This window comes from Paenibacillus sp. 37 (assembly GCF_008386395.1).
Taxonomy (GTDB): Bacteria; Bacillota; Bacilli; order Paenibacillales; family Paenibacillaceae; genus Paenibacillus; species Paenibacillus amylolyticus_B.
In genome coordinates this window covers 2724157-2746758 of sequence record NZ_CP043761.1, presented here as the reverse complement: position 1 = coordinate 2746758, position 22602 = coordinate 2724157, and the positions used below count along the sequence as shown (strand labels likewise).

23 protein-coding genes are annotated in these 22602 nt (G+C 45.2%); 3 read left to right on the top strand and 20 right to left on the bottom strand.

The features are described 5' to 3' along the window. Nucleotides 1–3: 3 nt before the first annotated feature. Entirely contained in the window at nt 4–675 is a 672-nt protein-coding gene (locus F0220_RS12465; RefSeq protein WP_105598327.1) for a hypothetical protein, read from the top strand. A gap of 134 nt (nt 676–809) precedes the next feature. Here the strand turns inward: F0220_RS12465 and F0220_RS12460 are convergent, their stop codons facing one another. The 10 genes from F0220_RS12460 to F0220_RS12415 form a co-directional block, all read right to left on the bottom strand. Next, nucleotides 810–2720 (bottom strand): AraC family transcriptional regulator, encoded by a 1911-nt coding sequence (locus tag F0220_RS12460; RefSeq protein WP_105598326.1) that lies wholly within the window; start codon nt 2718–2720, stop codon nt 810–812. Between the two features lie 235 nt (nt 2721–2955). Then, entirely contained in the window at nt 2956–4044 is a 1089-nt protein-coding gene (msrB, locus tag F0220_RS12455) for a peptide-methionine (R)-S-oxide reductase MsrB (RefSeq protein WP_105598325.1), read from the bottom strand. Nucleotides 4045–4060: 16 nt separating this feature from the next. Next, nucleotides 4061–4642, bottom strand: coding sequence for a redoxin family protein (locus tag F0220_RS12450; RefSeq protein ID WP_105598324.1), 582 nt, complete (start codon nt 4640–4642; stop codon nt 4061–4063). Nucleotides 4643–4660: 18 nt separating this feature from the next. After that, nucleotides 4661–5386 (bottom strand): cytochrome c biogenesis CcdA family protein, encoded by a 726-nt coding sequence (locus F0220_RS12445; RefSeq protein WP_223199926.1) that lies wholly within the window; start codon nt 5384–5386, stop codon nt 4661–4663. Between the two features lie 34 nt (nt 5387–5420). Next, entirely contained in the window at nt 5421–6461 is a 1041-nt protein-coding gene (locus tag F0220_RS12440; protein WP_105598322.1) for a sensor histidine kinase, read from the bottom strand. Further along, on the bottom strand, nt 6458–7162 hold the full coding sequence (locus F0220_RS12435) for a response regulator transcription factor (protein WP_105598321.1): 705 nt from the start codon (nt 7160–7162) through the stop codon (nt 6458–6460). Before F0220_RS12435 ends, F0220_RS12440 begins: the two co-directional genes overlap by 4 nt. 77 nt (nt 7163–7239) lie before the next feature. Next, nucleotides 7240–7701: a stalk domain-containing protein gene (locus F0220_RS12430; protein ID WP_105598320.1), complete on the bottom strand. Its 462-nt coding sequence runs from the start codon at nt 7699–7701 to the stop codon at nt 7240–7242. Between the two features lie 166 nt (nt 7702–7867). Then, nucleotides 7868–10417, bottom strand: a complete 2550-nt coding sequence (locus F0220_RS12425) for a beta-mannosidase (RefSeq protein WP_105598319.1) — start codon at nt 10415–10417, stop codon at nt 7868–7870. Between the two features lie 247 nt (nt 10418–10664). Beyond that, on the bottom strand, nt 10665–11696 hold the full coding sequence (locus F0220_RS12420; protein ID WP_105598318.1) for a LacI family DNA-binding transcriptional regulator: 1032 nt from the start codon (nt 11694–11696) through the stop codon (nt 10665–10667). A 189-nt stretch (nt 11697–11885) separates the two neighbouring features. After that, complete coding sequence (locus F0220_RS12415; protein ID WP_091017003.1) at nt 11886–12833, bottom strand: DMT family transporter; 948 nt, start codon at nt 12831–12833, stop codon at nt 11886–11888. Nucleotides 12834–12965: 132 nt separating this feature from the next. Between F0220_RS12415 and F0220_RS12410 the strand changes: the two genes are divergently transcribed. Further along, complete coding sequence (locus tag F0220_RS12410; RefSeq protein ID WP_411157705.1) at nt 12966–13874, top strand: LysR family transcriptional regulator; 909 nt, start codon at nt 12966–12968, stop codon at nt 13872–13874. A gap of 37 nt (nt 13875–13911) precedes the next feature. Here F0220_RS12410 and F0220_RS12405 read toward each other — a convergent pair whose 3' ends face one another. The 5 genes from F0220_RS12405 to F0220_RS12385 form a co-directional block, all read right to left on the bottom strand. Beyond that, nucleotides 13912–14118, bottom strand: coding sequence for a hypothetical protein (locus F0220_RS12405; RefSeq protein ID WP_091017005.1), 207 nt, complete (start codon nt 14116–14118; stop codon nt 13912–13914). Nucleotides 14119–14148: 30 nt separating this feature from the next. Next, complete coding sequence (locus tag F0220_RS12400) at nt 14149–14631, bottom strand: tetratricopeptide repeat protein (RefSeq protein ID WP_105598317.1); 483 nt, start codon at nt 14629–14631, stop codon at nt 14149–14151. A gap of 196 nt (nt 14632–14827) precedes the next feature. Beyond that, nucleotides 14828–15685 carry a heme o synthase gene (cyoE, locus tag F0220_RS12395; protein ID WP_047842615.1) on the bottom strand — a complete coding sequence of 286 codons (858 nt, stop codon included), beginning with the start codon at nt 15683–15685 and terminating at the stop codon, nt 14828–14830. A gap of 157 nt (nt 15686–15842) precedes the next feature. Then, nucleotides 15843–16409 carry a hypothetical protein gene (locus F0220_RS12390; RefSeq protein WP_036609022.1) on the bottom strand — a complete coding sequence of 189 codons (567 nt, stop codon included), beginning with the start codon at nt 16407–16409 and terminating at the stop codon, nt 15843–15845. A gap of 293 nt (nt 16410–16702) precedes the next feature. Then, a complete protein-coding gene (locus F0220_RS12385; RefSeq protein ID WP_091017009.1) occupies nt 16703–17056 on the bottom strand; it encodes a DUF3243 domain-containing protein in 354 nt (117 codons plus the stop codon). A gap of 247 nt (nt 17057–17303) precedes the next feature. On the opposite strand from F0220_RS12385, the gene F0220_RS12380 reads away from it, so the two are divergent. After that, the gene (locus F0220_RS12380) at nt 17304–17513 is read left to right on the top strand and encodes a hypothetical protein (protein WP_091017011.1); all 210 of its coding nucleotides are present in this window, start codon (nt 17304–17306) and stop codon (nt 17511–17513) included. 121 nt (nt 17514–17634) lie between these two features. Here the strand turns inward: F0220_RS12380 and F0220_RS12375 are convergent, their stop codons facing one another. The 5 genes from F0220_RS12375 to F0220_RS12355 all read right to left on the bottom strand — a co-directional run bounded on the left by F0220_RS12375 (nt 17635) and on the right by F0220_RS12355 (nt 22581). Then, entirely contained in the window at nt 17635–18552 is a 918-nt protein-coding gene (locus tag F0220_RS12375; protein ID WP_105598316.1) for an NAD(P)/FAD-dependent oxidoreductase, read from the bottom strand. Between the two features lie 181 nt (nt 18553–18733). Continuing rightward, nucleotides 18734–20365, bottom strand: a complete 1632-nt coding sequence (locus F0220_RS12370; RefSeq protein WP_223199925.1) for an S-layer homology domain-containing protein — start codon at nt 20363–20365, stop codon at nt 18734–18736. Nucleotides 20366–20579: 214 nt separating this feature from the next. Further along, nucleotides 20580–21179, bottom strand: coding sequence for a nitroreductase family protein (locus F0220_RS12365; RefSeq protein ID WP_036670536.1), 600 nt, complete (start codon nt 21177–21179; stop codon nt 20580–20582). 146 nt (nt 21180–21325) lie between these two features. Continuing rightward, complete coding sequence (locus F0220_RS12360; protein ID WP_091017016.1) at nt 21326–21580, bottom strand: hypothetical protein; 255 nt, start codon at nt 21578–21580, stop codon at nt 21326–21328. A gap of 137 nt (nt 21581–21717) precedes the next feature. Beyond that, nucleotides 21718–22581, bottom strand: a complete 864-nt coding sequence (locus tag F0220_RS12355) for an AraC family transcriptional regulator (protein ID WP_223199924.1) — start codon at nt 22579–22581, stop codon at nt 21718–21720. Nucleotides 22582–22602: the final 21 nt, after the last annotated feature.

Here is a 22602-nt window from a genome sequence, read left to right as displayed (position 1 = left end):
TCCATGAACAAAAATCGAGTATTAACGCTGCTTCTCTCTTCCATTTTCATTTTATCTGCTGTTGGATGTTCTTCTGTTACACCTACCGCGTCCCCATCCGATGCACCCATGACCATTATTGCTTCTGAAGATTACCCGAGTTATGCCAGCATTGGCGACCTGTCCGAGAGAGCAAATGCCATTGTGAAAGGCAGTGTTGTTGAGACTCGTGTGGAAGCTTTAAACGATATCGTACAAGTTACCGGTGCTGCCAATGAAAACGAGTTAAACCCCGCGTCCGATCCGGGCGGAGATCCATCTTCTTTTGACAAAATCTATACGATCCACACGATTCAGGTCGCTGAATCCTATAAGGGCGGTTACACTGCCGGGGAAAAACTTGAAGTGAAGCAACTTGGCGGACAACTTGGCAACACCGAGATTTTTAATGATGACAACCTCAAGCTGATTCCTACCAAAGACTATGTACTCTTCCTGGAAACGTATGAAGACACCCCTGCCAGCCTGCTCAACTCCGTTCAAAGTCTCTACGTGATCAAACCTGCCGCCAAGTCGAATCAGCCAGGTCAGCAACAATCACAGTCAGAAGTCATTGTGAGTGCAAACCCCGAGAATGACCTTACACTCCAGCTGGAGGATCTGCAAGAAATTCAAAACGAACAAAAGAGCGAATAATCTCTTATACGGTAATCACACTGTTACTTCATCTGCCTACAGGCAGCTAATCCCCTTCTACTTTTCAGTCCTACATAGAAATATGAAAACCGTGCTGCTCAGCAAACTGGGAAGCACGGTTTTTTTGGAGTTTCTTACTTAGACGGTGTATTAAGTTCAATAATCCATTCAGCCAGATCCTGTGTCTGTTTCAACAAGGCGATAGGGTCACGGAACCAGGATTGTTCTTCCGTCCATATGTATACTTTTCCATTTTTGATAGCAGGTAATGAACCCCAGATCGGATCTGCCTGAAGGTCTTTCAACTGAGACTTGCTGGTCAGCACAATGTAATCTCCGGCATATTTGGAGAGCAGTTCTATGGAGAATTCATGATAAGCGCCCTGCATCAACTCGGATGGAATGTTCTTTGGTGCTTGCAATCCAAGCAATTCGTAGATGTTACGTCCTCCCCGGCCCGACTGATTGCCAAAAATGAAGACTTGGCGATCATATTCCTGCATAACGGAGAATGTAGTATCAGCTGGAACAACGCTCTGCACTTCCTGCTTAATTTTAGCAATCTCCTCATCAAAATCAGCCAGCCACTTCTCTGCTTCCGCTCCTTTGCCAAGGACTTTACCGAAATAGTTCACTTCATCCTTAAGTGTCGGGAATGTGATGGATGCGATCGAAACGGTCGGAGCAATCTTGCTATATTTCTCATAAGCCGCCTTGTCCGGATTCAATGTAATAATAAGATCAGGTTCCAGCTCCATCAATTGTTCAACGGAGTCCCCTATGGTCTCAAGACCATCCAAGTGGCCTTCCAGATAAGGGCTGTTCATCAGAAATTGTCCTCCACCAATCGGTTTGACACCAAGAGCAAGCACCGTTCCCAGATAATCAATAGCAGCAACACGCTCCGGATGTGCAGGAATCTCTACCTCGCCAAAGGTCGTATTTACCATTTGGGTTTCCACTACTGCCGGTTGTTCGGGTTCAGCCGCAACTTCGGATGTTTCTGCCCCCTGCTGGGCTGTTCCACAAGCACTCAATGTGAGTACAAGTGCAAGCGACATGATCGCTGATTTAAAATGGTTAAACATGTTGATTTCCTCATCTCCCTTATATTGATAATGATTATCATCATCAATTAAAGGATAACGTTCATCCCCTCCTGTTACAATGGATTCATTTGTTGCATTTAATGTACTTTCTGAAACTGATTTCGAGTTTTCCTGGTGCTTCAACCGATATTGTCCCGGTGTGATACCGGTCTCTTTTTTGAATATACGATTGAAATAAAACGGGTCCATATAACCCACATACGCAGCAATCTCCTGTAATGAAGCTTCTGTGGACGCAAGCAGACTCCTTGCCTCAGCCATTCGTAACCGAATCACATATTCTGTCGGTGTACATCCCGTCTGTTCCTTGAATTTGCGTGATAAATATTGCGGACTGTAACTCAAGGACTGGGCAAGCAAATCAAGTGAGATCGATTCCCGGTAATGAGCTTTGATATATCGCAAAACCTGATCGGTAAGCGAAGGCTGTTGAACTTCGTTAAACATGCGACTCCGCTGTAACAAGACAAGCTGTACCAGTTGAAAGAAATACACTTTGACCTGAATTTTGCTCACTCGCTCCTGCCCTGACCAGCATTCATGTATATTCCGCACAAGCTCACGTAGCTCAAGTGTATGATCCGGCACTGTCGCCCAGGACTCTTCAAACGGATTACGCTGGTTCAACATCATTCGGTACTCCACAAGCACGTTGGAGGGCAAGGTTGATTTGTACAAAATCAGATGTACCTCCAAAGCCCCTGTCGCTTCAAGTGTCAGACGTCTTCCTTTTCCCCCATGCAGCAGCAAGAACTGGTTTGTAGTCCATACCTCTTCATCCAGCCAGACCTGGCCTCTGCCTTGAACATACACAAATGCGCTGGTTGGTAACACATAATTGCGTATGAACTCGTGTGTTGCGAGTGATATAAGACGCACATCAAGCACGCGAACCTGTACCTGATCCCACAGCTTGATGTCATTCTGAATTCCCATATAAACTCCCTCTCCTAAGCGATCAAACACACACAATACCTTGGCATTGTGACCAGAAGCCTACCCATAATTGATAATGATTATCAATTATAACAATGATGGAACCATCTTAGAAGCCTACCTCCGTTTTTGTTAGATGCCTCAGAATAAAAAACGGTCGAAATCCCTCATAGAGAGATCTCAACCGTTCTAAATTATGGCGTTATTATATTTTGATAAAGTCAGCTACCCTTCTCTACTCGACAAAAGACAGTAAATACCCATAACGTTCTTCCTCCATCTTGTCTAAGGGAATAAACCGGATCGATGAACTATTAATACAGTAACGTTTGCCGCCACGATCTTCGGGACCATCATCGAACACATGCCCAAGGTGGATATCTCCTGCCCGGCTTCGTACCTCCGTGCGCTCCATACTAAAGCTCGTATCCGTTGTATAGGTAACAACCTCTGGTACAATCGGTTTTGTAAAACTCGGCCACCCACAACCAGAATCGTACTTATCCCGGCTGGTGAACAATGGCTCTCCCGTTGCAATATCAACATACAGACCGGGCTCCTCATTATCCCAGTATTCGTTACTGAACGCATGCTCCGTATCATTGTTTACCGCAACTGCATACTGTTCGTCTGTTAATCGTTCCTTTAATTGTTCATCTGTTGGACGTGGATATTGAGCGGGATCAATCCCAATCTCCAGGTCATCCAGGACAGTCATATCAATGTGACAATATCCGTTCGGATTTTTTTCCAAATAATCCTGATGGTACTCCTCCGCCAAATAATAACTCTGCAGAGGCATTACTTCCGTTACAATGGGTTGGTCATATTTTTCTTGCTCTGCCTCTACAGCTTGCTCGATGATTTTGGCATCTTCAGGCAACGTATAATATATTCCAGTCCGATACTGAACGCCACGATCATTGCCCTGCTTATTCAAGCTGGTAGGATCAATTACTCGAAAATAAGATTCCAGCAATTTCTGCAAAGATACTTGCTGCGGATCATATTTTACATGAACAGTCTCCGCAAACCCCTGGTCTCCGCGAATAACATCCTCATAGGTTGGATTCTCTCCTTCACCGTTGGCATAACCGGAAGTCACATCCTGAACCCCTGGAATACGAGCCATATATGCCTCCACACCCCAGAAACAGCCTCCTGCCAAGTACAGGTTACTCAGGTTTTCCTCGGAGACACTCGATGCCTTGACAGGTTGAGTGGATATCGAAGATGAAGATGAATGGCTCTCAGCCCTGTTTCCACAAGCAGACACAACGATCGCTATAACAAGGAGGAACAAGCCGAGCAGCGTCCTTTTCATGACACTTCCTCCCTTCTCACAAAATCTCTTGTAATGATTCCATGATCTGTTCATTAGATGCATGCCCTGGCTGCGATTTCGCTAAAATACCATCAGAGCCAATATAAAAGGAACTAGGATATGCTCTTACGCCAAATTTCTTGGCCCATACACCTTTCTCATCCAAAAGAACAGTTATGTTATCATATGGCTGTTGGTCAAACCATTCGGTAAACGCTTGGGAGGATTTCTCTCCTTTGTAGTCTGGCGTCACAATCGTAATGACTTGAAAATCATTGTTTTGACCAGCCAGATTATTCAGGTCTTCCAAACCCGCAAGGCAGATGGAGCACCAGGAAGCCCAGTATTTCACATACACTTTCTTGCCTTGAACATCAGAAAGTCCAACCGTGTTTCCTTTCAGATCAAGCAATGAAAATTCAGGAGCCGTCTCTCCCTTGTTCATCATGATTGACGAACTCATATCGGATGTTGATGCCAGGGTTGATGATGACCCCGTTTGTTTTGATTCAGTTTGCTGTGATCCACATGCGCTCAAGATCAACAGGACTCCAGCAAATACGATTACAGATAACATCCATTTCCGTGCCGTCTTCATACCAAATTCCTCCAATGATTATTGAAACCAGGTCACCAAGTTGTTTAGTCGGTCTGTCATTAACAGTAGTCCCATGACAATAAGAATACAGCCGGAAGTTATTTTGATGACACCCATATATCTGTATAAACCACGTATCCGCTTCATAACATATTCCGAAAAAACGGACAGAATCAGGAAAGGAATCGCTAATCCAAGGGTATACAGGAACATGAGAAACCCGCCATACAGTGGAGAGCCTTCTCCTGCGGCGATACCAAGAATGGCAGCCAGAACAGGCCCGATACAAGGCGTCCAGCCAAAACTAAACGTCAGACCCAACAGGAACGCTCCGACATACCCTCCCCGTTTGGCTTGATCGTTTGACAGCTTTCTCTCCCGTTCCAGCCAGGATAGTCGGATCAACCCGGTTTGATAAATCCCAAAAAGCACCACGATGGCTCCGCAGATGGCAATAAACACAGGACTTGAGATCAAATTACCAACGATGCCGGAACCAAAACCGAGTAAAACAAATACCAGGGACAACCCAAGAACAAATAAAAATGTCCGCAAAACAAGTGTGGACCTCAACCGAACCGAGTTGGTGTCAGGCTGCTGCTGATTCGTACCGTTGACCATACTTCCGGATAGATAAGACACATATACCGGGATCAGCGGCAGAATACATGGCGCAAAAAACGATAACAATCCTGCACCAAAAACGCCGAAAAGAAAAACCAAATCACTGGTCAAGTCATTCACCACCTGAATAAATACTACGTTTGATTAACCAAGGTTAACGACTGACGTAGATCGGAAGCGTGAACCAGAAGCAGCTTCCTTCTCCTTTTGTACTCTGAACCCCAATCTCGCCACCATGGAGTTCCACAATCGATTGAGCGATAGCAAGGCCAAGCCCGGCCCCCCCATTGCTCTTACTACGTGATTTGTCAATTCGATAAAAACGTTCAAATATACGCGAAGTTTCCTCCGCTTCAATGCCTTCCCCTTCATCTGTAACTGAAATTCGTATAAACGGCCCCTTCTCTTCGGCAGCCAGAATAATTTTTCCTTCAATAGGAGAGTATTGAATGGCATTTTGCAGCAAATTGGAAAGGACCCGCTTCATTTGTGCAGGCATCATGACCGCGGCTGGTAATTTATCGGGCAAATCGATTTCAACGTTCAGCGTTTTCTCGGCGAGATGAAACGAAAAACTCTCCAACGTACTGAGCAGCAACTCATCGACGTGACAAGGCTGAGGCACAAATACCTCCCCTTGCGCTTCCAGGCTGGATAATTCGAACAAATCTTGAATAAGCCCTCCCAAACGCTTCGTCTCAAGTCGTATCGTGTTCAGGTAACGCTGAAAGGTTTCTTTATCCTTAATGACATCATCCTCCAACGCTTCGACGAATGACTGAATGGATGCCAAGGGAGTCCGTAAATCATGGGAAACATTGGCGATCAACTCTCGTCTCGCGGTTTCTGAGTGATGCAGATGATCAAAGCTTTCCTTCAGCTTGGAACTCATTTCATTAAATTGCTGTGCCAGGAGCTTAAATTCCTGCGTACCGATGAGAGGGACTTCCGTATGGAAATCCCCTTCGGCAATTCGGATCGTCTGCTGTGTAATTCGCGCAATTGATTTCTCTAATGGCTTGGTCAGCAAATATTGAAGAATAAATGAAAGTAAGCCTACCCCTGCCGTTATAGCCGATAACCAATACAATTGTTCGATCGTAAGCAGCATTTTGGAATAACTGATGAACAAACAAATTAATAATACGCCAATGCCTGTGAGACTGGACAACACCAAGTATGTGCGAAGTTTCATGAACTGCCACCCGCAAACTTGTAGCCTATACCCCAAACTGTTTTAATATATTTTGGATCAGAAGGATTCTGTTCGATCTTCTCTCGTAATCTCCGAACATGTACAGTCACCGTTGTTGTATCTCCCTCATAGCTAAAATCCCAAATCTTGCTTAACATCTGGTTACGGGAGAACACCTGGCCCGGGTGACTTGCCAGCAAATACAACATCTCAAACTCTGTAACGGTCAATTCAATGGCCTGCCCGCTGATGTGCACTTCACGCTTGGTAAAATCAATGGTAAGCCCTTCATAATTGATCGTATATTCAGATGTTGTAACAGGTGATGCCTGCGCAATTCGCATTCTCCGCAGGATTGCCTTCACACGTAAGACAAGTTCTCTTGGACTGAATGGTTTGGTCAGATAATCATCCGCCCCCATCGTCAGTCCCATCAGACGGTCCTGTTCCTCACCACGGGCCGTCAGCATTACAATGGGCACATCCTCAGTTTGCCGAATCTCGTTGCAAACTTCCCAGCCATTCTTATGCGGCATCATCAGGTCGAGCACAATCAAGTTTGGCGTTTGGCTGTGCCACAGCTCAATAGCCTCCAAACCGTCCTTGGCCGTCACAACAAGATAACCTTCCCGTTCCAGATACCTGCGACAAACGTCCGTAATATTTGTATCATCATCAGCAACAAGTACACATTCATTCAAACGAACCCACCCCATATTCCAGAAAATACATTTGAGCCAATCATATCATATGGTGATGGCGATGCTTAGCCCTTAAATTACTTCATTCCCATGGCTGGCATCATGTACTGTTTAATTACAGACTCAGCCGCATACGAATTCCCTTCATGGATGACAGGCATCGATTTCAAGTTAACTTGCATACCGTCTACCATGATTTTTTTCGATCCAATCCACAATTTAATCGTTTTTCCCGCAGGCATCATCGTTTCTTCCATCATTTTGTCATCTTTCATCTTCATTTCGTCTTCCATCATGTTGTCGTCTTTCATCATCTTGTCGTCCATTTTGCCCATATACATCAAAGTTACAGATCTGTCCTTGCTGTCCCACATAATGCTGTAATCATACATTTTCGCCGCCTGTCTCAATTGAACAAGCTCCATGCCATCTTTTTTAATTGTTTTCATATCTGCAGCACTTGCCAATCCAGAAAAGGCCATAGACATTATCAATACCGCTGCTACCATCACTTTTTTGCTCTTATTCGTTTTCATCATTCTTATCACTCTCCATTCGTTTATTACTTACATGGATTACAATAAGCAAGACAGCTTACGATTCTCTAAGCGAAGTATTACGAAACCATTACGATATATAAATGGAGTCCGGTTTCAATAAAAAAACGGTTGAAATCTCTCTTACGAGAGACTCCAACCGTTTCTTCTAGGTCAAACGAATAAAATCAATCATGGATCGAACCTCGATCGGTCCCGGATTTGATATCACATCATTAGACTGCAATCCCTCTCTGGAAGTGAACTGCACCTTCACCGGAATGCCAGGAATCAAGTCGAAGAAGTTATCTGAGAAGACACCCTCCACATCCGAAGATAGCCATACCTGTTTAGCAAGCACATCACTTTCCAGTACCAGATGAACGCCGTTCTCATCCGCTCCTCCGCTTACATTGATGTTTGCAGGCTGCAGAGCAAGGTCTTTGGACGGTACAAAATAGTGTTCCTGTACGATATTCGCCGCACCTTCCTGTTTCAGATCCAGGCGCAGCAGCGTGTTAGCTGTATCATGACCTTCAAGCCACTCCACGTTACGTAATGACAGCACTTGATCACCTGTATTAGGTGCCAAGATCACGTCATGTGTTTCATCACGATGAACCGTTCCATCGAACCCGAGCAAACGAATCTGTAACTGTCCTTTTACAGGTTGTAATTGATCCGAGATGATATATATATCTGTTGTATCTTCTTTTGTTCCATCTACCGATACCAACACATCGCTGAAGCTGCGTTTCGCATAATATTGCAATGCTTTCCAACGACCAAGGTAGTCCATTCCTGCCCATGAAGCCACCGGCCAGCAGTCATTCATTTGCCAGTAAAGTGTGCCCATGCAGAATGGTTTGCGGCGACGGTGCGCTTCAATGGCTGTCTTCATCGCTTCCGCCTGAAGCACCTGGCTCATATACAGGAACGATGGGAAGTCCTTCGATTCATGCATGTACATATCCATGTACTGTTTGATCAGACGATTACCTGCCCCATTCTTCTGATGAGCGAGCATGACTTCCGATTCCAGAGCCAGATCTTCTTCTTCCGCGTAAGTGCGTACTGACTTGTACTCCGGGAAAGACTGGAATCCGTATTCACTCATGAAACGACCCACATGCACGTTATAGTTTTCGAAAGGTTCTACATTGTGCCACACGCCCCAGTAGTGGATATCCCCTTCGGCTGTGGACGGGTGCGCATGCTGCTTCTCATCTCCTGTCAGGGATACAAGTGGTGAGGAAGGCCAGTAATCCACACCTGGAGCATACGCTTCAACCACTTCTGGCAGCAGATCATGGAAGATGGCTTCGTAATCGGCCCAGATGCTCTCACGCTGGTCGGCAGTAAATTCTTTTTTCCAACCCCATCCACCATTCTCAACATAGTGAGCCCAAGCCGAATCAATCTCGTTGTTCCCACACCAGAGTGCAATACTTGGATGGTTGCGCAGACGTTTCACATTATCAATCGCCTCATGTCTCACACTGTTCAGGAACGCTTCATCTCCTGGATACATGCTGCATGCAAACATGAAGTCTTGCCATACCAGAATTCCGTATTCATCACACAGTTCGTAGAACACATCCTGCTCATAGATTCCGCCACCCCACACACGCAACATATTCATATTGGACTCGGCTGCGGATACGATCTCATGACGATAACGTTCATGAGTAATTTCAGTGATGAAGCTATCATTTGGAATGTGGTTGGCCCCTTTGGCAAAGACCGCAACACCATTTAGTTCAAAATAAAAGGATGCTCCTGCTTCATCTTTGTCACGTACCAGCCGAATGGAACGAAGCCCAGTCTTCACTGTAGATTCAGCCACAGCTCGCTCACCTTGAAGCACTTCGGTAAGGAAGGTGTACATATGCGGATCACCAAGCCCACGGCTCCACCACAGTTTCGGTTCATCCATGGAGATTGGAATCTCCACAGTCTGAGTTCCGGGTTGTAGCGATACGGATCTTTCCCATCTCTGTCCATCTGCGCCGATACGAATAATCGTATCTACCGCTTGTGATGTCTCAACTTCCACAACAGCAGTTAATGAAGCTGAGGTAGCGCTTACTTCATTTTGCTGGATATACACATCATTGATTCGTACCTGTGTCCAACCTTCAAGACGTGCTTCACGCCAGATCCCACTGGTTACAAAACGCGGACCCCAGTCCCAACCGTAGTGATACGGGGCTTTACGTGCAAAAATACTTACTCTCTTGTCGCCAAGTCCGCCAACATCGGACTGATCATTGGATGCAGGTAATGCATATCCGAGCTTCTCCAGCTTCGGCAGATCTTCCTGAATCGGAGACCGAAAACGTATTCGGAGAATGTTGCCGTTCCCCTTCAATACAGCCTTTACATCTGCCCTCCATACTCGGAACATATTATCTGCTGATAACACATGCACCTCATTCACATACACATCCGCATATGTATCCAGACCATCAAACACCAGTTCCAGATGTTCCTGAGAGAACAACCCTTCGGCAACGTCAAATTCCGTCTGATATTCCCAATCTATCTTATCAATCCATTGTACTTCCTTCTCGTTTGTTCCATAAAAAGGATCTGGAATCTTGCCCAGCTTCAGCAAATCTGTATGCACACAGCCGGGCACCTGAGCCGGCATCCACTCTTGATCTTCGCAAGCCTTGAACGTCCAATTCTGAAAAACATGTGATTGTATTGTGCTCATGACAGCCTCCATTGTTGTTAGAGTTGGTAAACATTATTTTGTTAGGTTTTGTTATTATAAAACCAAATAACTTACAAAACAAAATTAACACGATATGCTTCTTATAGTCAATCTGTTTTGTAATTTAATTTATTAAATAGTTTCTGCATAACAAAAAGACATGAAGCTCTAACCTCTCCATGTCTTTCACCTGATTTCATTTACCCGTATGATCATTGTTAAAATAAGCCCGTAAGTTCATATCCCATTACTCTTTACTGGCGTTATACTCCTCACGAATGATTAATTCCGAATAGATCAGCTTGCGTTCATAAGGTTCATCGAGATGTTTGATCCGCCACAACAGCTGATCTACTGCTCTCGTTCCCAGATTCTCTTTGTTAATATGTACCGAGGCAAGAATGGGTTCATCCGTCTGCGTATTGTCAAATCCGGTTACGGCACAACGTTCGGGCACCTGAATGCCTCGACTTTGGAGTGCCTGAATGACAATGACAGCTGTATGGTCATTTGCACACACGATAACTTCAGGGATATCCTCCAGCTCCATTTCAGCAATGGATCTCCGGATCTGATCATACTCTGGTTCCAGCAAGCCTTCTTGCTGTTCCCCCTCCAACTGTTTCTCTTCCAGCACCGTACGATATCCAAGCCAGCGTTCTCTGAAACTTGCCGCATCGGGCAGTTGCCCGGCAAACTGGAACCTTCTGTACCCTTTTCCAACGAGCATGAGAACGAGTTCTTTCATACATTTCATATTGTCCGTAAAAACCGAGTCTGCGTATATGGCAGGGTCTTCATGGTCCACCATGACAAGCGGAATACGCAGTCTGTAAATCTCCAGCAATACCGATGTCGAGATGGTGCCCACGGTAATGACTCCGCTGATTGCTTCGGGATTAAGTACCGAGAACATCCGATCTGAAGAGGGTTCTGTCAGCGTTAAAATATCCATACCCTTCTCATTCAACCTCTCAGAAATGCCATCAAACACAGGCCCCCAGTATAAGGAAGCTCGATTCTGAGAACGAATGTTGGGAAACAAAATCAATATGGTACCTTGTCGCTCCGCTTCTGGCTTAATCTCCGTTGATATCAGTGTCTCCCCCGGATAACGCTTAGGCTCAGTTCTGAAATACCCAAGCTGCCCCGCCGTTCTGACAATCATCTCGCGTGTATGCTCACTCACACCAGGCTTGCCCGTCAGCGCACGGGAGACTGCGAATTTGGACACCCCCGCAGCATCCGCAATTTGCTGCATCGTTACTCTTTTGGCCATCCTACTCACCCGTTTTTCCTAATTTTCCATTCAGTGTAGCATAAAAAACAAAAATCAACAAAACAAGGTTATGTTATTCTTTTGTTGTTAGGTAGTTGTTTATCTGTTTCACAAGGTGTGCAACATAACCAAAAAAGGCCCTCTCCCCACCTTCCATAGAAGATGACGAAAGGACCCTTTGTCCGCCAATTATACGCCTGGTGCTCCGCGATCGCCCAGTTCCGGCTGTAAAACCGGGCGTTTTCTGCGCCAGAAGATAGGCTGTGGAAGTTTGATCTCTGTGATGAGAACACCAACCAACATCAAAGCTGCTCCCGTATACCCTTGCAACGTTAGCGATTCCCCTTGAAAGGTAAATGCAAATGCTGCTGCAAACAGTGGTTCGAGTGAAAAAATCAGACTTGTTCTTGTAGGAGAAGCATGACGCTGCGCGAGTGTCTGCAGAATGTACCCCAAGCCGCTACACAAAACACCTAAGCCAAGAATGGCTGCCCAGGATTCAGCCGTATCGGGCATACGTGGCGTTTCCAGCATAAATGTAGCTGCAATTCCCCACATCGCCGCAACACCCAATTGAACTGTTCCCAATGTTAGTGGATCATGCTTCGGTGTGAACTTGCCAGCAATCATTATATAGATGGCATACACAAGTGCTGCTAGGATGCATAGAATATCTCCCGTGTGCAGACTAAGCTCATGTTGAAGCGTCAGCAAGCCAAGCCCGGTAACTGCAACCAGGATACTGAGCGTCAATCGTTTGTCCGGCATACGACGATGCTGGATGGTCGTCAGGATCGGTACAAATATAACGGCCAAACTTATCAAGAATCCCGCTTGGGATGTCGTTGTTCGTTGTACACCATAGGTGATAAATACAAATGCAGCAAATAAAGCTGTCCCCATAATCGCTCCTGCCACAAGTGTTCTTCGATCCATCTTAAACAACCGCCGATGAAAAAGAAGTCCTGCCGCAATAAAGGCAATTCCAAAACGAAATGCGACCAGATTCAATTCTTGCATGGACTCTAGGCCCGATTTCATAAACAGATAGGATGATCCCCATATGACCGTTGCGAGCAGCATCTGGATGTCCGCTCTTCTTGTTGCCTGACCTTGATTAACCTGTACACCATTCATCTTGCTTCAACCTTCATTCTATGTATTCTGAGCTGTGTGATCGTGCGTCAAACTAACTCGCCTTGGCAAGTATAAACGATCTCTTTGCATTATAAAAATGAATATTTATAATGTATTATATGAAATAAACTCATGTTTTTAAAATGGGAAGGAACGGAGCCATTCATGTCACTGATCAAATACGAAATATTGAATACCGTTGTGGAATATGGCAGTCTCACCAAAGCAGCTGAAGCATTAAACATCACCCAATCCGCAGTCAGCCATGCCATCGCAAGTCTTGAGACAGAATGTGGTTTCTCCCTGCTCCATCGCGGCCGCTCCGGTGTGCGGGTTACTGCTGAAGGGGAACGCATTCTGGGATACACACGTGAGATTCTGCGCTGGACGGAACTGATGAACCAGGAAATCTCCCTCATTCGCGGCGCAGAGATTGGTACCGTGCGTATTGGTACGTTCGCCAGTGTCTCCACACAATGGTTGCCGGGCATCCTGAAACAATTTCGCCTGCGTCACCCGGGAATTGAGATCAAGCTGTGGGAAGGCGATTATGCTGAGATTGAGGGCTGGCTGGCTGGAGGCGCCATCGATCTCGGATTTCTGTCCCTCGGCGATTCATCACCTTTTGAGACGATTCCATTACAAAAAGACAGGATGATGTGCATCCTGCCTCTGGATCATCCTCTCGCCTCAGAGGAGTCTGTTTTATTTGATATTCTGCTGGAGCAACCCTTTATTCTGCCCAAATGGGGCGGAGATAACGAGATCGAACGACTGATCCGGCAGCATGCAGCCAAGCTTAATGTCGTCTATGAAGTAGCCGAAGATCAAGCTATCATGGCGATGGTCCGGAATGGTCTCGGAATCAGTTTGCTGCCGGAAATGGTACTTCAAAATCATACTGATTCGCTCGCGCTCGTGCCACTAACTGGAGATCCTTATCGTACGATTGGCATGGCCTGCCCGTCTTTGGTTAATCTATCGCCAGCTACGCGGCGTTTCATTGAAGAGGTGCAACAGTGGCTCGGCCCGGCTATGTAACTTTGGAGAACTCATTACCTGTCGTCATCAACTTTTTCTATCCGTTACTCGCGTTACTCACAAATTGTATAACACCAAGAGTCAGCAGCAGTATAAATATAACCGCAATCGTGATGCCAAAACCAATCAGGAAGCGTACGCCAGGTGAGCGTTTGTTCTGCTGGCTACCTCCCAGGTTATCCAGCTTTTTCTCAATTTGATCCAACCTTTCATTCACCTGTTTCAGATCTTGATTGGAGTTCATTCATCCATCTCCCTTTTCTGTGTATTCGATCTATTCCCACACCCGATCCAGCTGATCTGCGTAGTAACGGATTGCTCGGTTATAGTCGTTTATTCTCTTATCACTCGATGTGTCCGCGAGTTGTACGAGCAGTCTTTGCATCGCTTCTGCATGTTCACCCAGATTATAGAGCACCATGGCATAGAAAACCTCAAATTCCCGGTACGCCGGGAATTCTTTCATGCCCGTTTCAAACCAAGCCTTTGCCTGCTCATACTGTCCAAGCGTTCGATATGTACTGCCTAGTCCAAGTATTGCACCTGCCCTGTCCTCATCAGAAAGTCCAAGACTCAGTGCCTTCTCATAATGCGGAACAGCTTCTCGCTCTAACCCAAGCGAATCATGCGCCCAAGCCAGCTGATACCAGACATTCGCATTCTCGGGTTCCTGGACTGTAATCTCTTGCAGTAGTTCAATCGCTTCCTGCACCTTACCTCCTTGTCTCCATTGTACGGCCTGTTCCAAATTACTCATGCTGTCACTTCCCATCTTGCATTATAATTCCCACATATATTATTTAATTGTTTGATTATACCAAAAAAGCACACCGGAGAATATGTTGTAACAACTCAAGGTTGTCCAAACGCTATTCCCTAGTGTGCTTTTTCATTCGATGCAGCCAACTCGCTTAAGCTGAAATCTCTCTGAAAATGATCTGTTCATCGTCTAATTAAGACCATACCGTATTCGCTACCATGACAATAAATACGAGCATGAGATAGTTCACCGAGATCAGAAAGTTCACTTTTGCCCACTTCTCATCATCCTGTGTCTTCAGTCCGCTAAGTGTATGCACAAACCAGATCAGTCCACCGACCAGAGATACAATCAGAAATACCAGACCTACGTAGTCGTAATAATACAACAGAAATACAGCAGGAAGCAGCAGAAAAACATAAGGAATCATCTGAAACTTGGTGCGTTTCACCCCTTTAACCACTGGCAATAACGGGAAGCCCGCAGCACGATACTCCTCTACCCGGCGAATACCCAATGACCAGAAGTGTGGTGGTTGCCACAAGAATAATAGTGCAAACAGCAACCAGGCACCTGCATCAATCTCATTGGTTACAGACGTATAACCGATGACAGGCGGCATCGCTCCTGCAATTCCACCGAGCGACGTGCTCCACGTTGAACTGCGTTTCAACCACATCGTGTAAATCACGATGTAAGCGAACCATCCAAGCAGTGCCATCCAGCCTGATAACGGATTCACCAGGAGATACAGTACTGCTAGTCCCACAACACCAAGGATAATGCCATAGCCAAGTACAAACCCTGGCTTCAGATGGTTAATGTAATCCATCCTTTTTTTGGTGCGCTCCATCTTTTGGTCCAATTCACGATCCCAATAATTGTTGATAACACAAGCTGAAGCAATAACCAAAGTTGATCCAATCACGACCATGAGCAGAGATAACCAGTTGATATCCCATTTTGAAGCTACCCAGAATCCTACCGCCACCGCAAACACATTTAACCTTAGAAGTCCGGGCTTAGTTAATGCAATCATGTCTTTAAGCATGAGGCTCCTCCTGAACTATGTAAAAACGCCATTCCAATAATGATACATGTACCTACCATTAATTACAATCGCTTTCATGAATTTGTCATAACCAAAAAGCATCCCTCACCGTTCCAATGAACAGGAGGAATGCTTGAATGATGAATTTCATCTTATTTTATGGGATGTATTGTTGCACAATTTTAGTAACTTTTCCGTCCTGCACCGTCAGATGATACGGGAATACGGACAGATCAAGAATACGGGTATTCTCATATAACGATTCGAACTTGGATAATGTCACAGGTTCATTCCACTGAATGTCTGCGCCCTGCATCGTACCATCCCGATCATACAACTGCATCAATACTTCAGCATTGGCACTAACCTCAACTTGTTCCTGCTCTTTACTATCGTTGACAATATAGTAACCATCTGGAGCACCGTCTATACCTGCTTCCGGATTGCGCTGTGCAAAAATAGCATCGGCTTCTTCACCCTGATACCAGCCAATCTTGTCCACTGTCATAAACAATTTGCCGTCTTCTATATGCATACCTTCAACATAGGCTGTAAACATCTCGGAGTTTGCAACTTGAGCTTCTTTCGCAGAAGGTTGTTGAGCATCCGTACTACCTTGAGCATTCGCAGGGGTAAGTAAATATGTAGTCAGCACAATCATACCAAGTAAAGCAACAACTGCACCGATCATTCCTAGTTTCCATTGTTTTGTCGCGTTCTTCATAGGTAACATCTCTCCTTAATATGAACGTTACTATTCCTTAACCGGAAGTCTTGCTTCTCAAACGCTCATGTGAACTATCGATTCCAACGTTCTTTCTTTTCCTATCATACTTGGAACAGGGATTATAAAAGTATCAGCCAGATTAAAAATAGTTACAATGTGCGTCATCACTCGTGTCTGTAGTCTCCGTAAACGGCAATAACCCCTGAAGGCATCGCCATTCAGAGGTTATTGACTAGCATAAGATTCTTATGTTTGTTCATGAATATTATGCTTATGCATACATGTTAATTTTAATGATTGGTTGTGGAGTCTTGTGCCAAACGAACGAGCATATGAGCCAGCATGTGACGTTCATCTTCCTTGCCGACATTCCACAGCTCCTGAAGCAGTTTTTCTTCACGGTTACGAGGCTCTTCGTTCGCAGCCAGATGGTCAGCTACTTTCTGGGCAATTTTAGCCATCTGTTCTTCACTTAATCCGATAGACTCGCCCATCGCAATTCGTTTACCCAAGTATTCTTTGAATGCATCAAAGTTTTGTAAAATCTGTTCTCTCTCTTCCGGTGCAATCTTTTCGATTGCATTGTCCACCTTGTCCGTTGAAACCTGACCATCTTTATGGATTACATGATTTTCTTCATTCATTTGAATAACCTCCTGTATAATAGTTTGTTTATTGTTATTAAGCTTTAAACTTAATACTCATTGGTTATCTATAATATAAACGTATTGCAGAAGTTTAATCAGTACGTTCAATTCTGTATATATCTTCTATATATGAGCAAGTACACGTTTCAAAAGAACTACAGCGGTTAATCGTTTACATATACGTAACGGTGTTTGGATATGTTAATGAACACCTTATACAATATTGAACCAGGAGGGATATCCCATGCGTGATAAAACCAAACATGAGAAGAAAAATGATGAACTTGAACCAGGAGTGAATACCGTTATCCATCCAGACAAAAATAATCCCGGACCAACCGATATGATTGAAGGCGTGGTTGGCGATATCGTGGACAACATTCGCAAAGACTTCTCCCATGACTCGAAGGACAAGACGTCATCTTCCAAGTCAACGGATTCATCAGACAAATAAGCGTACTCCTTTTCTCCCTAGCAAAAGATAGCTCAAAAAGTCCTCCTGCCACATATATGGCTTGGGAGGACTTTTTGGTAATGAACAATTAAATAATCAACCTCATATTTGAAGGTGAGGTTCAACGTGAATCCTTTGTCATCTGCTGTAACGCCTTATGAATCCAGATCGCGGCAATGGAACCTTCACCCATCGCAACGGTTGCTTGTTCTGCGTGCAGGCCCAGATCCCCGGCAATCCACACATTCGTCGCTGCCTGCAAGCTGCGCGGATCAGCTTCCACATGTTTATTATCTGCGATTACAGCTCCCAGCTGCTCCGCCAGTTCATAGTGTACACGATTGCCTCCAAATGCGATAAATCCACGCTCCGACTCAAAGATCTGTCCATCCTCGGTCAGAACACCGGTGATATGGCCATCCTCAATCTGTTGTACTTCCTGGACAGCCGCTTCCAGATAACGAACTCCCGCCTCTTTCATGCTGCGATGCAGCTCTGCAGATATGGGAGCCTGCTCATGATTGATATATAACAGATCATTCGTACGCTGAATTAATATCATCGCCATATTGGCACCTGGTTCGCCAGATCCCAATAGTACCGTACGTTGATCCTGAATCTCATAACCATCGCAATCAGGGCAGACATACACTGTTCGACCCAGCGTAGGGGTTAGTCCCGGAATGTCCGGAACTCTATCCGTGAGCCCCGTTGCCAATAACACGGTTTTGCTCCTATATTCAGTTCCTGAAGTACCGAACAATTGGATCTTCTCTCCATGACGTTCTGCTTTAACAATACGGTCTTTCTCAAAAGATACACCGGTCCGCTCTGCCTGCATCCTGCCTCGTTCTCTAAGCTCTTCACCGGATACCCCATCGGGGAAACCGAGGATATTATGATAAGTCCGGCACAACGTCGATCTGCCTTCTCCCGCGTCGATTACCAACACCTGATGAGCTGAATAACGTCCAAGCTGAATGGCTGCCTGAAGCCCTGCGAGCCCTCCACCTACAATTATGCAATCAACCTCTCGCATGCTCCTTCTCCTCCTGAACTTCCATTTATCTAATTTAATTAAATTGTTTGTCCTTCTATACATTAAACCGTTCAGCCAAGCTTAAACGATTCCTCATATTGCTTATCTTATACCAAAACAAACAGACCCAAACCATCCGCCGGAATCACGATGAGTTTGGGTCTATAAGATTCATGATTGCTTAGAAGTTATACGATTCAAATCGCGAAGCATTCGAAATGGCGTTCCATACATCGGCTGTTTCGCCGCCCATATACCAGTAAGCCAGTCCAGCGATTTGCCGTTGCTCACTCATTAACACTTTGGCTGATAACGAACGACTATCCTCTGCCCATATATATCTTGGCTTACCATTACTGTTGTACCCGATAATATATTGAACCAGACTTGCATCCCATCGTCTTACAGATCCCGTAGCATGCGCACGCATTCCCTGGTCTGCCAATGTAATGTCCCAAGAGCTGGTTGCTGGATTCACTGAAGACCAGTCTCGTGTATACAGCGGAAGGGCCAAAATTGTTTTAGCACGTACCACCTCGGAGAGCATGGTATCCAAAGCCTTTTCCACCCATGGAAGAGAAGCCACTGATCCTGCTTTCGGATCACCGCTCCAGTGTTCCTCGTATCCCATCAGCACCATATAATCCGATACAGCGCCCAGTTTGGCATAATCAAATGCATCCGTCCAATCAGTACCCAGGTCTGGCGAAACGTCCACGGACACCACAGCACCGAGTGCGTGCAACGTAGCCGTCAAAGAGGTGACAAATGCCGTCAGCCCTTCACGATCCGCCGGATCAACATTCTCAAAGTCCACATTAATGCCGTCCAGTTTATAGGTTTTGACATAAGCGGCTACCTGTGAGATCACTGCCGCTCGGTTGGCTGAGCTGGATAACATCTGATGCGTAAGTGCCGAATCGGAACGATTCCCAAGTAATGGCCATAGCTGCCTGCCGGTGGCGGATGCCCAGGAGATCAATGCCGGGTCTGCGTGATCCGTTACTTTCATACTGCTGTTCAGGAAAAACCAGCGTGGGACGAGTGTATTCACTTCAGACTGTTCCACTTGTTTCTTGAATTCAGCTGTAGTGGAGTTATATTGCCAGCCCAACTGAACGCCAAGTTCATCCCCACGTTGTAACTGCTCAGACCATGTTTTCTTTTGTAAAATGGCATCGAGCATTACGGCTGCTTCTTCTCGCGTTACCTGGTCATGTGGTCGGAACACGCCTCCACTTCCCCGCATTAGTCCAAGTTGATATACCGTCTGAACATATGGACGTGCCCAGTCCGAGATATCCGCTGCGTCAAAATACGTTGAAGATAAGAGCGAGGTCTCTACGGGTTGTTGTTTCAACATTCGAACAAGAAGGGCAGCCGCTTCTTCGCGCGTAATGGAGGCATTAGGCTGGAACGTTCCCTGACCCTTACCCTCCAGAATAAAAAGATTCGTCATGGCAGCAACGTTGCCGTAATACCAAGCATTCATGTTTATATCCTGATAGGGATTTATATTATTTTTAACGGGCTTTAAACCTAGTAATCTCACCGCAAACGTCGCAAATTCTGCACGAGTAACAGCTTTCTTCGGTTCAAACGTAGTCTCTGACGTACCGGCAGCAATGCCTTTGTTCACCAGATGTGTAATGGCATCCTTCGCATAACTGGTGCGTGTATCCTGAAACTGTTGCTGCACGGTTGCAGCCTGAACAGTAGAGCCGTATCCAGCCACCGATCCAAGGGTTAATAACCCGCATAAAGCCATTTTCCATATCCGTTGGTTCGTTATGTCTTTTAATCTATTATTCACATTAAAAAGCCTCGCTTCATTGGATTACGATCAACTATCATCGTATCAAATTGAAGCGAGGCCGTATGTGGTTAAATGTTGGGAATGCGAAGCTTACTTAAATCAATTTCATAACTCATTAAAATGAATTTATGTAACTAGATATAGACAAATTGAAACGTTTTGATCTATATCTAGCCTTGATTGAAGCAGCTAAAGGTATTATGAAATTGATTTATTTGTGTACTTTTACGCGCTCTTCAATTGGTTGGAATTCTTTCTCACCCGGTGCTGCCGTTGGTTTACCAAATGGCATTTGAGCGATCAATCTCCAGTTCTCAGGAATGTTCCATTCTTGCTTCACTTTCTCGTCAATCAACGGGTTGTAGTGCTGCAAAGATGCACCCAGACCTTCTTGTTCCAGAGCAGTCCAGATTACCAGTTGCAACATACCGTTGGATTGGTTAGCCCAGATTGGGAAGTTATCTGCATAAGCTGCAAAATTTTGTTGAAGCTGTGCGATCGCATTGTTATCTTCGAAGAAGAGAACCGTACCATATCCGCTGCGGAATCCAGTCATTTTTTCTGCTGTGGATTTGAAAGCTTCTTCATTGCCTACTACTTCACGCAAAATTTCTTCTGTGTGATTCCACAATTTATCATGTTGTTCACCGAGCAATACAACGGCACGGGATGTTTGTGAGTTAAAGGAAGTTGGTGTATATTTCACCGCTTCTTCTACGATTTCCTGGATTTTAGCATCCGAAATTGTAGATTCCTTGCTGATTCCATAATAAGATCTTCTGTTTTTCAACGCATCAAAAAAAGTTGTCATTCTTATTCGCCTCCCAAATTTTTTTCAACTGCCAACATAGTAACTATAATATAGTAACCTACATTAGTCAACAAACTAATTTATTTTCACTAAATATACATTCACCGAAAATATTTCAACAAGTTTGCCCAACACAGCAATTGGAATTATCCTTCGCCCGTCTTTTTGCGATAATCCGCCCGGTATTTCTCTTCCGTAGACGAGTTGCTTTTTGTCTGATCTTTATTCTTCTCTTCCTGAGCTTCCATATTCAGATCTTCCATCGGAATTGGATCTACAGTCTGTTCTTCTTCATGTCGGTCAAGCAGACTTTCGTGCTCTGTCTTATATTGTTCAGGATTGTCACGGGATTGTTCCTGTTGGGTATCGCTGTTATTCTGATCCGGTGTGCGCTGTTTCATTCATATTCGCCTCCTCTGGGTTCATTACCTTTCTTTACCTGTTCTGCGTGTCCTCTAAACACAGTGGGATGCATTCCTCAAACGAAAATCAATAAAAAAAAGCCAACCAGACAAGCTGGTCAGCTCAAAGACGACTTCTATGATTGGCGATGCAATTGGGTACGGTACAGATCAGGCGAACATCCCACACTTTGTTTGAACATCCGACTAAAATGCGAAAGGCGTTTGAAACCGGACAATCGACTTGCTTCTGTCACGGTGATCTCAGGCTGGAACTGAAACAAAAGCTTCGCCTGATTGATGCGACGGTCATACAGGTATTTGAATATTGTCAAACCTGTCATTTCCTTAAACATGCCTGCCAGATACGGTTTGGATAGATGTAATTCCAGTGCCAGATCATCCAGACCAATGTCCTTCATATAATGCGTATCCACATAACGAATAATGTGTTGGACATGCCGCTCCCTCTCCGATGAGGGAAGTTGTTCCTGGACATCACCCTGGCAGATCTCTGCTACAAAATACAACAGATCACACAGTCTGACATTCATTCGCTCTTGCCTGAAATTGCTCTGACTTTGAGACAGACGATGAAGATCATGCAATAGAGCTTCAAATTCAGAGCGATTATCTCCCTTCAGATTGACCCGACAGTTTCTGAGTTCTTCAAATGGTCTCAGGACCTCAACCATACGGTCCGGATGCAGGCTGCTGCGAATGGCAGACGGATCAAAATGCAGTGTGCTTCGCTCGTAAGCACTGCCTGGCTTCGGATGTGGTCGGTGAAGGGTCAAGCCATGCATTAACACCAGATCACCCGGCTCCAGGTTATATACCCGATCTCCTATGATATAGGTACATTCTCCGTCATGAAAATAATAAATCTCATAATGTGGATGTGAATGGAATCCATCTGACTTGCCTGGGTTAAACGTGCTGGTGGATCGGTAACTATACTCCAGTGAAGCACTAAATTGCATCATGCTCGGCACATTCATGCACCTCCTGTTCGGAAGAGG

Bases quoted from the DNA above. Each gene is read 5' to 3' on its own strand.
- F0220_RS12460 (WP_105598326.1), bottom strand. From the start codon at position 2,720: ATGGGAATTCAGAATGACATCAAGCTGTGGGATCAGGTACAGGTTCGC.
- F0220_RS12430 (WP_105598320.1), bottom strand. From the start codon at position 7,701: ATGATGAAAACGAATAAGAGCAAAAAAGTGATGGTAGCAGCGGTATTG.
- F0220_RS12390 (WP_036609022.1), bottom strand. From the start codon at position 16,409: ATGAAGAACGCGACAAAACAATGGAAACTAGGAATGATCGGTGCAGTT.
- F0220_RS12425 (WP_105598319.1), bottom strand. From the start codon at position 10,417: ATGAGCACAATACAATCACATGTTTTTCAGAATTGGACGTTCAAGGCT.
- F0220_RS12450 (WP_105598324.1), bottom strand. From the start codon at position 4,642: ATGAAGACGGCACGGAAATGGATGTTATCTGTAATCGTATTTGCTGGA.
- F0220_RS12415 (WP_091017003.1), bottom strand. From the start codon at position 12,833: ATGAATGGTGTACAGGTTAATCAAGGTCAGGCAACAAGAAGAGCGGAC.
- F0220_RS12405 (WP_091017005.1), bottom strand. From the start codon at position 14,118: ATGAACTCCAATCAAGATCTGAAACAGGTGAATGAAAGGTTGGATCAA.
- msrB (WP_105598325.1), bottom strand. From the start codon at position 4,044: ATGAAAAGGACGCTGCTCGGCTTGTTCCTCCTTGTTATAGCGATCGTT.
- F0220_RS12440 (WP_105598322.1), bottom strand. From the start codon at position 6,461: ATGAAACTTCGCACATACTTGGTGTTGTCCAGTCTCACAGGCATTGGC.
- F0220_RS12380 (WP_091017011.1), top strand. From the start codon at position 17,304: ATGCGTGATAAAACCAAACATGAGAAGAAAAATGATGAACTTGAACCA.
- cyoE (WP_047842615.1), bottom strand. From the start codon at position 15,685: ATGCTTAAAGACATGATTGCATTAACTAAGCCCGGACTTCTAAGGTTA.
- F0220_RS12385 (WP_091017009.1), bottom strand. From the start codon at position 17,056: ATGAATGAAGAAAATCATGTAATCCATAAAGATGGTCAGGTTTCAACG.
- F0220_RS12375 (WP_105598316.1), bottom strand. From the start codon at position 18,552: ATGCGAGAGGTTGATTGCATAATTGTAGGTGGAGGGCTCGCAGGGCTT.
- F0220_RS12360 (WP_091017016.1), bottom strand. From the start codon at position 21,580: ATGAAACAGCGCACACCGGATCAGAATAACAGCGATACCCAACAGGAA.
- F0220_RS12400 (WP_105598317.1), bottom strand. From the start codon at position 14,631: ATGAGTAATTTGGAACAGGCCGTACAATGGAGACAAGGAGGTAAGGTG.
- F0220_RS12465 (WP_105598327.1), top strand. From the start codon at position 4: ATGAACAAAAATCGAGTATTAACGCTGCTTCTCTCTTCCATTTTCATT.
- F0220_RS12420 (WP_105598318.1), bottom strand. From the start codon at position 11,696: ATGGCCAAAAGAGTAACGATGCAGCAAATTGCGGATGCTGCGGGGGTG.
- F0220_RS12410 (WP_411157705.1), top strand. From the start codon at position 12,966: ATGTTTTTAAAATGGGAAGGAACGGAGCCATTCATGTCACTGATCAAA.
- F0220_RS12365 (WP_036670536.1), bottom strand. From the start codon at position 21,179: ATGACAACTTTTTTTGATGCGTTGAAAAACAGAAGATCTTATTATGGA.
- F0220_RS12355 (WP_223199924.1), bottom strand. From the start codon at position 22,581: ATGAATGTGCCGAGCATGATGCAATTTAGTGCTTCACTGGAGTATAGT.